The organism is Paenibacillus phoenicis (assembly GCF_034718895.1).
GTDB lineage: Bacteria > Bacillota > Bacilli > Paenibacillales > Paenibacillaceae > Fontibacillus > Fontibacillus phoenicis.
In genome coordinates, this window is the sequence record NZ_JAYERP010000001.1 from 1,331,788 (window position 1) to 1,345,625 (window position 13,838).

The 13,838-nt window shown below is 49.4% G+C and carries 15 protein-coding genes; 6 read left to right on the forward strand and 9 right to left on the reverse strand.

The window, feature by feature from the left end:
• Positions 1–42 precede the first annotated feature (42 nt).
• Positions 43–318: a hypothetical protein gene (locus U9M73_RS06245; protein ID WP_009226135.1), complete on the reverse strand. Its 276-nt coding sequence runs from the start codon at positions 316–318 to the stop codon at positions 43–45.
• A gap of 169 nt (positions 319–487) precedes the next feature.
• On the opposite strand from U9M73_RS06245, the gene U9M73_RS06250 reads away from it, so the two are divergent.
• Positions 488–1,720, forward strand: a complete 1,233-nt coding sequence (locus U9M73_RS06250; RefSeq protein ID WP_009226136.1) for an aminopeptidase — start codon at positions 488–490, stop codon at positions 1,718–1,720.
• A gap of 56 nt (positions 1,721–1,776) precedes the next feature.
• On the opposite strand, the gene U9M73_RS06255 is transcribed toward U9M73_RS06250, so the two are convergent.
• The 3 genes from U9M73_RS06255 to U9M73_RS06265 all read right to left on the reverse strand — a co-directional run bounded on the left by U9M73_RS06255 (position 1,777) and on the right by U9M73_RS06265 (position 4,289).
• The gene (locus U9M73_RS06255) at positions 1,777–3,057 is read right to left on the reverse strand and encodes a hemolysin family protein (protein WP_260070286.1); all 1,281 of its coding nucleotides are present in this window, start codon (positions 3,055–3,057) and stop codon (positions 1,777–1,779) included.
• 323 nt (positions 3,058–3,380) lie between these two features.
• Positions 3,381–3,824, reverse strand: coding sequence for a spore coat protein GerQ (gene gerQ, locus U9M73_RS06260; protein ID WP_009226138.1), 444 nt, complete (start codon positions 3,822–3,824; stop codon positions 3,381–3,383).
• 42 nt (positions 3,825–3,866) lie between these two features.
• The gene (locus U9M73_RS06265) at positions 3,867–4,289 is read right to left on the reverse strand and encodes a cell wall hydrolase (protein ID WP_009226139.1); all 423 of its coding nucleotides are present in this window, start codon (positions 4,287–4,289) and stop codon (positions 3,867–3,869) included.
• Positions 4,290–4,555: 266 nt separating this feature from the next.
• Between U9M73_RS06265 and U9M73_RS06270 the strand changes: the two genes are divergently transcribed.
• Positions 4,556–5,878, forward strand: a complete 1,323-nt coding sequence (locus tag U9M73_RS06270; protein WP_009226140.1) for a phytoene desaturase family protein — start codon at positions 4,556–4,558, stop codon at positions 5,876–5,878.
• Positions 5,879–6,020: 142 nt separating this feature from the next.
• Here the strand turns inward: U9M73_RS06270 and U9M73_RS06275 are convergent, their stop codons facing one another.
• The 4 genes from U9M73_RS06275 to U9M73_RS06290 form a co-directional block, all read right to left on the reverse strand.
• Entirely contained in the window at positions 6,021–6,440 is a 420-nt protein-coding gene (locus tag U9M73_RS06275) for a DUF2500 domain-containing protein (protein WP_009226141.1), read from the reverse strand.
• 203 nt (positions 6,441–6,643) lie between these two features.
• On the reverse strand, positions 6,644–6,838 hold the full coding sequence (locus tag U9M73_RS06280) for a hypothetical protein (protein WP_009226142.1): 195 nt from the start codon (positions 6,836–6,838) through the stop codon (positions 6,644–6,646).
• 199 nt (positions 6,839–7,037) lie between these two features.
• Entirely contained in the window at positions 7,038–8,324 is a 1,287-nt protein-coding gene (locus tag U9M73_RS06285; RefSeq protein ID WP_232282337.1) for a WD40/YVTN/BNR-like repeat-containing protein, read from the reverse strand.
• A gap of 64 nt (positions 8,325–8,388) precedes the next feature.
• Positions 8,389–9,474 carry a polysaccharide deacetylase family protein gene (locus U9M73_RS06290; RefSeq protein ID WP_323079075.1) on the reverse strand — a complete coding sequence of 362 codons (1,086 nt, stop codon included), beginning with the start codon at positions 9,472–9,474 and terminating at the stop codon, positions 8,389–8,391.
• 430 nt (positions 9,475–9,904) lie between these two features.
• On the opposite strand from U9M73_RS06290, the gene U9M73_RS06295 reads away from it, so the two are divergent.
• Positions 9,905–10,831, forward strand: a complete 927-nt coding sequence (locus U9M73_RS06295; protein ID WP_260070287.1) for an L-lactate dehydrogenase — start codon at positions 9,905–9,907, stop codon at positions 10,829–10,831.
• A 269-nt stretch (positions 10,832–11,100) separates the two neighbouring features.
• Here the strand turns inward: U9M73_RS06295 and U9M73_RS06300 are convergent, their stop codons facing one another.
• Complete coding sequence (locus U9M73_RS06300) at positions 11,101–11,556, reverse strand: CBS domain-containing protein (RefSeq protein WP_009226146.1); 456 nt, start codon at positions 11,554–11,556, stop codon at positions 11,101–11,103.
• Positions 11,557–11,709: 153 nt separating this feature from the next.
• On the opposite strand from U9M73_RS06300, the gene U9M73_RS06305 reads away from it, so the two are divergent.
• From U9M73_RS06305 to xerS, 3 genes are all read left to right on the forward strand, one after another.
• Positions 11,710–11,919 carry a hypothetical protein gene (locus U9M73_RS06305; RefSeq protein ID WP_009226147.1) on the forward strand — a complete coding sequence of 70 codons (210 nt, stop codon included), beginning with the start codon at positions 11,710–11,712 and terminating at the stop codon, positions 11,917–11,919.
• Between the two features lie 86 nt (positions 11,920–12,005).
• Entirely contained in the window at positions 12,006–12,674 is a 669-nt protein-coding gene (locus tag U9M73_RS06310) for a spermine/spermidine synthase domain-containing protein (protein WP_036646029.1), read from the forward strand.
• A gap of 23 nt (positions 12,675–12,697) precedes the next feature.
• Positions 12,698–13,780 (forward strand): tyrosine recombinase XerS, encoded by a 1,083-nt coding sequence (gene xerS, locus U9M73_RS06315; RefSeq protein ID WP_009226149.1) that lies wholly within the window; start codon positions 12,698–12,700, stop codon positions 13,778–13,780.
• Positions 13,781–13,838 lie beyond the last annotated feature (58 nt).

Sequence of the window (13,838 nt, forward strand, 5' to 3'; positions counted from 1 at the left end):
TCCTCCTCCCCCACTCTTCCGTATCCAACGGAAGTTTACGGTTTAAGCCTCCGGCAGCGTATCCAACGCAGCATCCAACAGGGTATCAAACCACTCGTCGTCTTCTTCGATCCGTGCGTCAACTTGAAGGAATTGCTCCTCAATGCCAGGTTCGTTGGCATAATGAAGGCTGTAATCCCAATCGGTTCCCTTCTCACTGTAGAAGGTAATTTCATAAGCTGCCTTATGCGAGCTCACTTCGAAAATGGTTTTGCCGATATAGGAGCCATCCTCCTCCCGGCGCATTTCTGCGTGAACAATGGTCAATTCGTTCATCATTTACGTAACTCCTTTTTATGGGACAGTCTCTTTGCAATATCGTACCATGTTTTGGGGGAATATCAAATGTAGAAACTAAGGATCGCCTTCGCACGGCATTCCAATTTCGCTGGCAAATGGTGTATGATTAAGCATGTAATTAATTCCTAAAGTTTGGAGGAAACCGTAGATGTCCGATTTTCAAAAGAAACTGGAAAAATATGCTGAACTCGCTGTAAAAATTGGCGTTAACGTTCAACCCGGACAAAATTTGATTATCAACACGACCATCGATAGCGCGGAGCTCGTCCGGCTTATTGTGAAACAAGCCTATGAAGCCGGCGCTCGCTTTGTTAAAGTCAACTGGAGCGACGATGTGGTCACCCGTCTTCGCTATGATATGGCTGCCGAAGAATCTTTCCTGGATGAACCAAAATGGTATGCCGGCGAAATGCTGGAATACGTAGAGAACGGTGCAGCGGTGCTGCATGTCATTTCCTCCGACCCTGATCTGCTGAAAGGCGTGTCCACCCAGCGGCTCACCAATCATCAGAAAGCGTACGGCAAAGCGATGAGCAAATACCGCGAAATGCAGATGTCCGATAAATTCAGCTGGTCGATCGTGGCCGTTCCTTCCAAGGCTTGGGCGGATAAAGTGTTCCCTAACCTTCCTGAAGAAGAACGCGTACAAGCGTTGTGGGAAGCAATCTTCCGTACGGTTCGCCTGGATCAACCAGACCCGATCGCCGCTTGGCAGCAACATATCCAGAACCTGACGCAAAAATCCGATTACTTAAATGCGAAACGATACAAGAAGCTGCATTACAAAGCGCCTGGGACCGACCTCACCATCGAGCTGCCGGAAGGCCATCTGTGGGTCGCTGCGGAAAGCATCAACGCCCAAGGCAACACCTTCCTGGCCAACCTGCCAACCGAGGAAGTCTTCACCGCTCCGCTCAAAACTGGGGTAAACGGCACGGTCTCCGCAACGAAACCGCTGAGCTACCGCGGCACGATCATCGACCGTTTCTCGTTGACGTTCGAAAACGGCCGCATCGTGGATTACAAAGCCGAAGTAGGCGCCGATGTCCTTAAACAGCTCGTGGATCTGGACGAAGGTTCGCATTACTTGGGAGAGGTGGCGTTAGTTCCGCATAACTCCCCAATCTCGCAATCCGGTATTTTGTTCTACAATACGCTGTTTGACGAGAACGCCTCCAACCACCTGGCCATCGGCAATGCCTACGCCTTTAACCTGGAAGGCGGCAAATCGATGTCCCAGGAAGAACTGGCACAACGCGGTTTGAACTCCAGCTTGGCGCATGAAGACTTTATGGTGGGGTCCGCTGAGATGGATATTTTCGGCATCACTGCAGACGGCAAGGAAGAACCGATCTTCATTAAAGGCAACTGGGCATTCTAATCGAAAAACAATAAAACCGGATGCTCTCTATCAATGAGAGTCATCCGGTTTTATTTTTAAGCGCCCGCTTCTTCCAACGGCAAGAGCTGCTGGCGAATGAGCTTGACGCGAGAGATGCGTTTGTTGTCGGTTTCCTCCACCACGTACGTGATTCCGCCGTATTCTACGGTTTGCCCGACCTGCGGAGGCAGGATATCGATCCGTGAATATAACCAACCGCCAATGGTGTCATAATCGTCGGAATCCAGCTCCAGGCCAAATCGGTCATTGATGGACTCGATCAGCATAAGCCCGTCGATCGAATACACATTCGTGTCCATCTGCTCGATCCCAGGACGTTCCTCATCGAACTCATCCTGAATCTCGCCGACAATCTCCTCGACGATGTCCTCCAACGTAACCATTCCAGAGGTCCCGCCGTATTCATCGATCAAGATCGCGATTTGCGTTCGTCCCCGCTGCATGCGCTTCATCAAATCACTGATCGGGATCGATTCCGGGACGGCCATAATCGGACGAATTAAGTCACGGAAATTCCGGTTTTGGGAGCGGATCAAATCCTTAATATGAATAAATCCGATAATATGATCTTTATCATGATTGCAAACAGGATAACGCGTTCTTGTGCCTTCCAAGGCGATTTCCAGGTTCTCTTCCAGCGAATGCTGAGTATACAAACAGATCATTTCAGTTCGGGGGATCATAATCTCCCGAGCGGTTGTATCGGCAAACTCAAAAATATTGTCCACCAGCGACATTTCCGTGCTGTCGATCAAACCGCTTTCGCTGCTCTCCTTCATCATGACACGGATTTCTTCTTCCGTGTGAAGCGAGTCCTGCTCCGTTACTGGCGCAATGCGAAACAGTCGCAAGAGACCGGCGGAGAGCCCGTTTAACAGCCAGATGAACGGGTACATTAGCCGGTAAAAGATGCGCATCGGCCAAGCGAGCCATAACGTGATGGTCTCGGCTTTACGGACAGCGATCGTCTTGGGGGCCAGCTCTCCCAGCACGATATGCAAGATGGCGATCAGGAGAAACGAAACGGCTAACGAAATAATAAATCCCGGCCTTTCGCCAAAGCCCATCATTTCGAACATCGGCCCTAGAATTCGGGCAACAACGGGTTCGCCGAGCCAGCCGAGCCCAAGCGAACTGAGGGTTATCCCAACCTGGCAGGCTGACAAATAACCGTCCAGCTTGCTTAACAGCTCTTTCGCGATTATCGCGTTCCTTCGCCCCTCCTCGGCTAACGCCTCGATGCGGGAGCTCTTCACCTTCACAATGGCAAATTCAGCCGACACAAAAAGTCCGTTAAGCAACACCAATAACACCATGAATCCTACGGAATAAAGACTCGGTAAAGGGTCACTCAATACGTTTCCTATTCCCGCCGATCCGGCGGCGAATAGGTGCACCTCCTTCGTGGATTAAAATCATCAGTATTCCATTGCATTCCATATAAGAACGACAGCTTTAATTTCCCAAGGGATTCATCTCCTTTATTTCCAAACAGTTACATGCCATATATAAATTCATCTTAATTATATTATTATACACTACACAGTCAAACGCTGCGGTATTCCTAGCGAACAGGCGTGGCAGGCTGGAAAAATAAACAAAAAGGCCCCCTTGGAAGTGCAAGGGAACCTGAATGAATTTAACGAGTTGGCGGCGGGGAACCAATCACGCCAGGGTATTGATATATCAGCGGCTCGTCGAACGTAGCGTAGTCGAAATTGACCATCAGCATCACGGTCCGCACGCCAGTAACCGGATCGCTGATAATGATATGATCGCGTCCGGCGGCTTCCAGTACGCCTTTAAAGACTTTCGCGTTCCATTCGCTGTTGTTCTCGTAGGTCATGTAGAACGTGCCGACTTTGCCTAAATTCAGACGAAAAATATTTTCAATGTAAGATTGCTCAAAAGCCTGCTGCGGCAACGGCATCACCGTTCCACTGGGCGTAATCGGGCTCCCGCTGGCTACTTGCGGCGGCATGCCGGTTCCGGTTGTTTGTGGATATCCTCCTCCTATCGGCATCATCGGATAAGTACTATGGCCTGCGGGATATGCGGCTTGCCGGAATTGTTGAGTAAACATCTAATCCATTCCTCCTTATGATTAATCAAGCAAATGACAGAGTTAATAGACGGCTGGGCAATCTTCCGCGGATGGAGCAAAGAAGCAATGCGCCTTAAAGCGGCCGGTATTTTGTTGGTTGTACCAGGTGGCAGGACAATCTTCTGTCGGCCGGAAAAACCATAACGCATTGGTTGCCGGCCAAATGCGTTCCCCGTTGATCGCGCGCTGCGCCAAGCGGATATCCCGGTCGCGTGCGCGTTGGTAGAAATATCCCCTCACCGTGGCTTCGAACCCGCCGGGTCTCTGAAACACCATCCGATTCATGTCACGAATATCCCGAAAATCCAGGCAATTCGCCAGGATTCGGTTTACGCCGACATTGCCGACCATTAACATGCCCTGTTCGCCTTCTCCTTCCGCTTCCGCGCGCATCAGGCGCGCCAGCAGCCTCACGTCTTCGGAGTTTGCTTTAATGACGGCCAAGTTGGCTCCTCCTCCCTCTTTGCTGAACGGTATATTTTATGTGCATCTGCCTATTTTGGTGCTAGCATCTGGTAAAAATTCGGTGTCAAGTCGTGAATGCAAGGTTTTTACGTGAATGCGATTACAATATCGAACATTTCGTGTCTGTTTCTATGGACGCGCTTACATGAATAGCATATACTGTAGATAAATAATGTTTTTTTATACGGTTTTGCTTGTTTGTTTATAAAACGGTTGCTTCATTTTACCTTTTAGGAGGTTACCTCATGAAAATCGCGATTATTGGCGGCGGCCTGGCCGGGCTTACGGCTGCTGCATACCTGTCGGACAACGGCAATACGTCTGGTACCGTGTTTGAACGGAGCCCCCAGCTCGGCGGACGTGCTTTCACCTATGAGAAATCGGGATTTACTCTGAACTATGGAGCACACGCAGTATACGGCATCGACAGACATACGCTCCATGCTATGGAAGAAGAGCTGCATTTGAAATTCCAGAGCAAGCAGGTCGATAAGCGTAAAGTGATGTACGCAAAGCACGGACGGTTAACCCCTGCCCCGCTCGATTTCATGAACATTATGAAGACGAATGTGTTGACTCCTATGGAGAAAGTCCGGTTTGTCGCCGAAATCGCGGCCGTGATCGGTAACATCCATCATTTGAAGCAGTATCGCACGCTTGGCGAATATTTGGAGCATTCACACGCATCGGCAGACGTGAAAGAACTGTGGGAGCATCTGGTTTGTTCCAACTTCTTCATTACACCGGAGGAAGCGCGCAAGGTGCCGGGTTCGGTCATCTCTGAATATTACCATAACCTCTTCCTCTCCAGCCGGCCGGTCAGCTACATTCTTGGCAGTTGGGCGACAATTACCGACCAATTGATCCATAAAATCCAAGACAATGAGTCCTGGGAGATCACGGTTAAGGAGCCGGTCGAATCGATTACGATGGAAGACGGGAAATTCGTGTTGAACACGAAAACAAGACAGCAGCTTGTGTACGATCAAGTGATCTTCGCCATGCCAGTACAACAGGTGACCAAACTGCTGGAGGAAACGCCTTGGGCAAATGCACTGGAACCGTACAAGAACAACACCTCGACCGAAGTGCTGGTTTATGATGTGGGCTTTTCCAAAGTCGTTGCCCGTCCGTTCCACTATATCAGCGACATCGATCATAAGATCTTTATCAGCGATGTCTCTGCCACGGATTTTACGGTGGCTCCCGTTCATGGTCAGTTATTGCAAGGCATCGCCTACTTGAACGACGACTTCCCTGATGAGGAGCAGAAGAAGCAATACCTGGAACAGAAAACCCAGCAGATGGAAGCCCTGTTTGATACGTACTATCCGAATTGGCGCGAGTTTGTTGAGGTCAAACGCGTGTCGAAGAAAGCGATGGTCGCCAGCGTCAAAAATATTTACACCAATCAACTGCTGCCCAACCGTTTGGCAGGTGTTCCGTTCTTCTTCTGCGGCGACGGCTGTCAAGGGAAAGGTGAGTTAGCTGAACGCGCTTTCTCCAGCGGCCGGGCTGTTGCTCAGATGATCCTGGAACAAGCGGAAACCAAGGCCTTATCCATTTAATCCAAACAAAAAACAGAAGCGTACACAAGAGTCGGGATCGTCCGACGAATTGAGACGCTTCTGTTTTTGTGCTGTCCAGCCTTTATCAACCTTACTCTGCCTGCCTTTCCTGTGATTATCGTGGGTCTATCGATTTTCTCGCTTACCCGGAGCTATGAAATTTTCGGTATTCCTGCAGCTCAGTCCGATAGGTGCGAACAGACCGCTCGAACCCATGATAACGACGGCCCTGGAATGTCAGCTTGCCTTCGTCTCCTTCCGCACATTGCCCGTATTCCACTCCCGACACGGCAAACTCCAAACGGTCACCGCTTTCGACCTCGAAGGTCATATAATACTTCGTGTCAGAACGGTTCACCGAGGTGTCGGTGTCATGGCGGTGGCTGACTTCGGTCCGTTTTCCGACGATTACGGAATGGACGCTAAGTACAGGCTGCCGGTGGTTTCCGATCGCGCGAAGAAGCCCTCCTGCTGCTGTCGCAGCCAGGATTCCGAGGATGACAACAAACAAGATTGGCAGCGCCGTTTCCACTACCCCAAACATTTCCGTCCACGACTGCATCGCTTATCCCTCCTTCGAGAGGTTGCTCCGTACCGCTGTTCTCTCCTTTCCCCCTAAGTATATGCGGACCTGAAAAAAACTTGTTATTCATCGTGTCCGGAAAATATGCCACTCTTGTCCAAGATATCTTAGAGAAAAAGAAAAACCTCCGATTCGTGGTTACGAATGGAGGTTACTATGGTGTGAAGCAAGAACGATCTATATTAAGCATAGTACTCAAACAACAGTTGACGGGTCTCTTCAGCGCCATCGGCTTCCATTTCGAACGCCTCGTCAAGTCCTTTCTCTGCCCAACAAGCTTTGCAAGCTTCTTCTGTCGTGCACAGATGTGCATCTTCACAGGTGTAGCAGAACTGCAGGTAATTGCGGGTTACAAATTCTTCTTGAACAGTTTTCATAAGGCTCCACTCCTATCATTATGGGAGCGTTCGCTCCGATTTTGGCTTGCCTGTGATTGATCTTCCTTACAAGTTAAATATATCACAAAGTCCGAGAATAGTACGTGATAATTTTCACAATATAATGAACATTATCATTCTGCCCGTTTCTACACAAAAGAAGCATGGATCCCACGCCATGCTTGCTTTTATTATCCGTTTATAGCACCTGCCAGGTTCGTCCCCCATCCTTCGTTTGCATCAGGAGCGAACGCTTCTGATTCTCTTGGGCAACTAACAGCCACCCCACTCGGGAATTAAAGAACTGAAGCTTCACAATTTCAGGGTAGTCCTCCAGCGTTTCGACCAATTTTTTGTTTTCCGGCAACGGCTCCCAGCTCGCGCCTTGGTTTAACGTATGATAGACCGTTGAATCCAAAATCGTCCAACCTTCGTTAGGCGTTAAGAAAGTCGGAGCCAGCTTCTCGTTTAGACCGGTTTGCCAGGACAACTGAAACGGCGCTAACGTCCAAGTGCTGCCGGCATCTTCCGTAAAGTAACCGTTGAATTTGGTGGAATCCCCCCGGGTGCAGCCGACAGGAATCCAGCCCTCTTTCACGCTGCCGGAGAAGAAGGACACAGGCCCAACCGTAAAGCTGTCGCAGGTTTTATACTTGTTCGGATTAAAGAAATGAAGATTTTGAGTCCAGGTTAACCCGCCGTTTTGGGTCGTATATAACGTTGGAAGTCCTTGATTGATTTCGGTTACAAAACCGTGCAGCGGGCTAGTAAAGGCCATCGATGTTTGCGTGCCAGGTATCAATGAAGGGCTGTCCTCTGACAGGAGACGCATCGGATCCGTCCCCCCAAGCAGAACTTCAAAGGTTTGGGCTCCGTCATCCGTCTCATATAAAGACCGTGCTCCATTCTCCCGCATGTTAACCTCGGAAAGCAACCATCCATGATCCGGATCGGCAAATACCATGGCCTTCACTTCCCCTTCTCCAGGGAATGAAGTTACCTTCCAAGTGGTTCCGCCGTCGGTTGTACGCAGGACAATCGTATCTCCGGAACCGGCAGAATTTCGTACGATAAAGCCATGATTCGGATCTAGAAAAAAGATATCCTTGGCATACTCCGGCGTGGTAGCAAACGGTACGGAGGCGGCAGGTGAGATATTCGTCCACGTTTTGCCGTTGTCTGCTGTAATATAAAGCCGCAGCTCGTTACGCGTAATCCCCCACGCTAGTCCCGTCGTTTCACTGAGCAATTGAAAATCGGTGAGACGGGTTTGAATCTGGTAGCGGTTATTCGTGTTCTCCGCCGGAGCGGCGGCAGGATTTCCCTGGTTCTCGGAAGCTGCAGGATTAATCACTGTGATCGTTTGTCCATCCTCAGAAGGCTCGTCTAGTACCGGAGTGGCAGCCGGAGGCGGCTCGGAATTGCAAGCCGTCAGAAGCAGCACCATACCCAGGGCGGTTCCGGCAATCTTAAGCCACAGGCTCAACCTGAACCACCTCGCTTTCTGCAGTTAGATATGAATCATTATAACATAGATGTTTTTCTCGCCGTTATAAACGGGGATCGTTCCCAAAATTCACCGTGAAATGCTGATTGGGTTTATAAACGGCAAAGGCGTATCCTTTGCTTTGCAAATATTCGATAATTTGAGGCAAAATCTTTACCGTCTGCGCTTTCTCATGCAACAGAATCACCTCAGTATCCCGGTGCGTTTGACGCTTTACTTCTTTAAGGATTGTGCTCGGGCTGTTCGGGTATTTCCAGTCCATGGAGTCCACCGTCCAGTCCCACATCTTAAATCCCGCTTTCGCAATATCACCGCGGAACTTCTCACCGATTTCCGGTTTGCTGCCGTACGGCGCACGAATCAAGGTCGGGGAAGTGCCGGTAAGCTTCTCCATCAGCTTCTGTTCCTTCGTAAATTCTTCGATGAAGTGAGCCGATCCTTTGCCGTCATATAAAATCTTCTTGTTGTGCGTCATACTGTGCAGACCTATGTAATGACCTTCCTGCAACGCCTGATTCACGATTTTCTCATTTTTGCTGAGCTGATTCCCAATCATAAAGAAAGTGCCATGTATCTGATAATGCTCCAAAATATCAAGCAACTGCTCCGTATATTTGCTAGGTCCGTCATCAAAGGTCAGATAAATTACTTTTGGCTTCACAGTCGATTTCGTTTTTTTATCCTGCTGCGCTGGGGATTTCGTTTCGACCGCAGGTTGTGCGGCAGGTGTAGCAGGTGCCGGGTCGGATTCAGCTGTCTGGGAAGCACCATCTTCCTTGCTCGGAGTCCCCTTCGGCTCCGCCTGGGTGTTACTTGATTCTGCCGGGGTACTGTTTGAATCCGCCGGTGTAACGGTGGGCTCCGTCGTTTGCTGTGAATTTGCAAGATTAACGCTCTGCCCCTTCTCCGTTTCCCCTGCGGATGCCAATTTTGCCGGGATAACCACCCGGGTTGACGACTTGTGCGGAAGGGATTTGTTGATCAGTGGGGCGACTGCCACCGCAGTCAATGCCAGGGAAGATGCCGTCAGTACGAGCGCAGCTGTGATGATCCATCTCGTACGCCGAATTATTTTGGATTGTGTGTTACACTCTCCATGCTTTTCACTTCGTTTACCGTAAGGCGACATCTCATTCACCGGATTCCTCTCTCTCTTTTTCTATTTAATAGAATAATATAAAGCGAGAGTTTCGTCCTTACAGAATCGTTAATCGCTGGTTACAAAGTGATAACAACTTTTAAAAAGCGACATTTTGTTAACATAACATATATTATGTTTTAATTATTTCAAAGAGGATAAAAATAAACCGCCTCCCTAAGAAGACGGTTATCGTGCTGATAGATCCCGTTTGCCTATTCATTATTATTTAAAATACGAACATTCCAGATTTTACTTTAAATTTAGAACTTTCTTCAGGTACAATGGGTGTAACCCAATACATACGCGCTTCATTCTTAAACGCAGCGAAGCGCCCAAGAGTGCTTGTATCACTTAAGGTTAAGAACCCAACCAACGGTGCAAGCTAAAGCATGGAGAACACGACAAGGAGATGAAAAAAATGAAAAACAAGATGAGTTCCAGCCGGGTTGTAATCATCGGCACAGGGGCGGTTGGTGCGACTACCGCTTATACGCTGCTCTTAAGAGAACGGGTGTCCGAGCTGGTCTTGATTGACGTCAATAAGGAGAAGGCGCTGGGCGAAGCCCTTGACATGAACCATGGTCTTCCCTTCACGGGAGGTGTGAAGCTGTGGGCTGGAGATTACAGCGATTGCGCTGATGCTGACGTCATTGTGATAGCGGCAGGCGCTTCTCAACGTCCCGGCGAGACCCGGATCGATTTGCTCAAACGGAATGCCGTCATCTTCGACAGTATCATTCAAAATATCGTGAAATACAATAATCACGGCATCATTCTCGTAGCAACGAACCCGGTCGATATCCTGTCCTACGTTACATTGAAGAAAAGCGGATTCCCGTCCAATCGCGTTATCGGTTCCGGTACCCTGCTTGACAGCGCACGTTTCCGTTACCTAATTGGACAGAACAAGAAAATTAACCCGCGTAGCATTCATGCTCATATCATCGGCGAACACGGGGATTCCGAGGTTCCACTTTGGAGCTTGGCAAACGTCGCCGGCATCGGCTTGGAGTTCTCTGATGAGGACCGTGAAGAGATCTTCAACAATACGAAAAACGCTGCATACGAGATCATCAACGCCAAAGGAGCTACTTACTACGCGATCGCGCTGGCGTTGGACCGCATCATCGTCTCGATCTTGCAAAACGAAGGCTCCGTTCTGAACGTCTCGACGTTGCTGACGGATTATAACGGCGTCTCTGATGTTTATCTTGGCGTACCGAGTATCGTTGACCGCTCTGGCGTCCGCGAAGTGCTGGATTTGAAGCTGGACAATGAGGAGCTGACTCGGTTCCATGCTTCAGCGAATAAGTTAAAAGCGGAAATCGCCAAACTTGATCTGTAATCACTCCCAAGATGCGCAAAAAAACGTCCGGAATGCGAATCTGCAGTACCGGACGTTTTTATGTTTATTTTATCCTATTAATCATTATAATTCACTTGGTTAAATGTTTGCTTTTATGCCTCTACTCCACACTTCTTCGCTGCATTCTATCGATGGATCAATGGCCTGCCTTCACTTCATCGACATGCTTTACATGCTATTGTTGTTCCCCAGCACCGCCCCGGCGGCGATGACTGCCGCGATAGGGACATAAAGACTCCTTTCCCGAGTTATAAAAATGATTTAAAGGAATGCCTGATCACATCTCCCCGGCTGATAATTCCGACCAGCACCCCGTTGCGTTCGACCGGGAGTTTCTTAATCTGCTTCTTCCCTAAGATCGCCGCAATGTTCTCAATTTCCTCATCCCACGACACGGTGTATACTTTCTTCTTCCCGATTTCCATGACGTTGAGGTCAAGCAGGCGCCGTATACGCTGTTCAAAGTCCTCCTGGTCCCCTTTAAACACAGCAACGTAATAAATCGAATCCACCACAACGTCGCGATGTTTACCGATGTAACGCATAATATCGCCGTCACTGATATAGGACACGATCTCATTGCGTTCATTCACCACCGGAAGTCCACTGATCCGGTATTCCATGAATCTTTCAATCACAGAACGTACCGTATCGGTCTCTTTGACTTTGTACACGTGTTTGATCATGATCTCATGCGCTTGCATGGTTATCCCCCTCATGCAACTATATAAATTGTTGTCAATTGCTTGGAATGCGTAAAAACGCTTTCTCCTTGTGAAAGCCCGCATTCATTTAATTTCCTCTCCATTCTATGATACGATAAACTTATCCTATTTGGCTGTGAGGTATTCGTAATTATGGATGACAAATCGCTAGAAACGATTGAGCTGGAGATGGCCGTCCTTTATCGGCGGATGACCACTGTAACTGCTTCCCGAAAAAACGGGAATTTAGACCGTGCCGCATACCTGCTGCTGCATCGGATCAATGCCCATGGCGCGGTAGGTGTCAAAGCATTGGCCGAAGGAAGACACGGAAGCGTTTGCCGCCTTACTGCAGAAATTTAATCACGCCCTGCTGAAATTGAAATCGAAATAGCATGTCGGTTAGTTTACATAATTTTTCTTTCGTCAACTTACAGGAGGTTACTCTGATGAATCATATCGATTTGCCTGTTGAAATCATCGAACGCGCCGAAACACCCCGTGGGGAAATCCAACTACAACGGCGCGGCGAGGAGTTCGAAATCATCAGCAACGGCACCTTTCTGATGGCGACATATAACGGCGAGTCTGAACGCTTGCTGGTCCGCCGCGCACTGGAACGGGTCCCCTCCCCCGAGAAGGTTCTGATCGGAGGCTTAGGGGTTGGCTTTTCTCTGCAGGAAGCACTTCTCGATCCCCGCGTAAAGGAAGCGACCGTCGTGGAGATTGAAGCCAAGGTCATTGAATGGAACCGGACCGTTTTGGCGCATGTGAACGATCATGCCTTAGCGCATGCGAGAACGCGGTTGATTCATGCGGATCTTGTCGCCTGGATTCGTGAGACGGCAGAGACCTTTGATCTAATCTGTCTCGACATCGATAACGGACCGGACTGGAAAGTGTTTGACGACAATGCTTCGTTATACGATGAAGCCGGTCTGGCGGCGCTGCAACGCCGGTTGCGGCCCGGCGGCTGCCTCTCCTTCTGGAGCGCTACTCCTTCTCCGGATTTCGCGCGTCGGCTCAGGGAGGCGTTCGGAGACGTGGAGATCCGCGAGGTACCGCAAACGCACGGGGAACCAGATTATATTTTCTACGTTCGTGGCTCTCATCGATAATCAGCCATTCAGGAGGTACTCCCATGCAAATTCAAAAAGCGATCGACCGCAAGAAACTGGATGAGAAGGTTGTACATATGCCCTGGTTCGTGCAGCAGTTTATCGATTATAAGCTGCCGGATCTCTCCCCTTCTACACTTTTAGAGTATGTACGGGATTACGAACAGTTCTTCAGCTGGCTGCGGGCGGAAGGCTTAACTGCAGCGCAGACGAACGCCCAAGTCACACTCCACGATCTGGAGACTCTGCATATGGAGAGCATTGTGGGGTATCGGCTTCACTTAACCACACGAACCGAAAGCACCAACTCCAAAATTACGGTCTCGCGAAAAATGTCCTCCTTGCGCTCGTTGTTCCACTATCTCAGCCAAATTGCCGAGGACGAGAACTTTTACCCGCTGTTAAAACGAAACATTATGGCGAAGGTGGAAATCAAACGGATCCATAAACCGAAGGATACAGCGGCTAAACTCAAGGGCAAAATTTTGGAAGAAGACGAGTTAACCGAATTTATCGCCTACATCGCCGAAGGATATGGCCGGGATATTGCAGACAATAAACAGGCGCTTTATGCGTATGAGCTGAACAAGGAGCGCGATGCCTGCATCGCCAGCTTGATTCTGAATTCCGGATTACGCGTCTCCGAGGTCGTCAACCTGAATATCGATGATTTGGACCTGGCGAATAAGCTGATTTATGTTTATCGGAAAGGCAACAACGACGAGTCGTTCAAAACGCCGGTGTACTTCCGAGAGCAGTGCAGGGACGATTTGGCCGCCTATCTGACGCTTCGGCAGGCGCGATACCGTACGCCCAAGCGGGAGAAGGCCCTGTTTGTGGCCATACCCAACGGACAAAAAGAAGGAAAACGGATGACCAAACGCGCGATCCAAGCGATGATCATCAAGTACGCCAAACGTTTCGGCAAGCCGTACCTGACGGTTCATAAGCTACGGCATTCCTTCGCCACCGACTATTATTTGCAGAACGATATTTACAAGACCAAAGAGCAGCTCGGTCACGCCTCAACCGAAACGACCGAGGTGTATGCGCATCTTACGGACAAGACGATGTCCGAAGCGATTGAGCGCCGGGTCAGCGGTTAGCAGGTTGCATACAACAAGAGGACTTCCCGTCTCAACGGCAGGAAGTCCTCTTTGCATT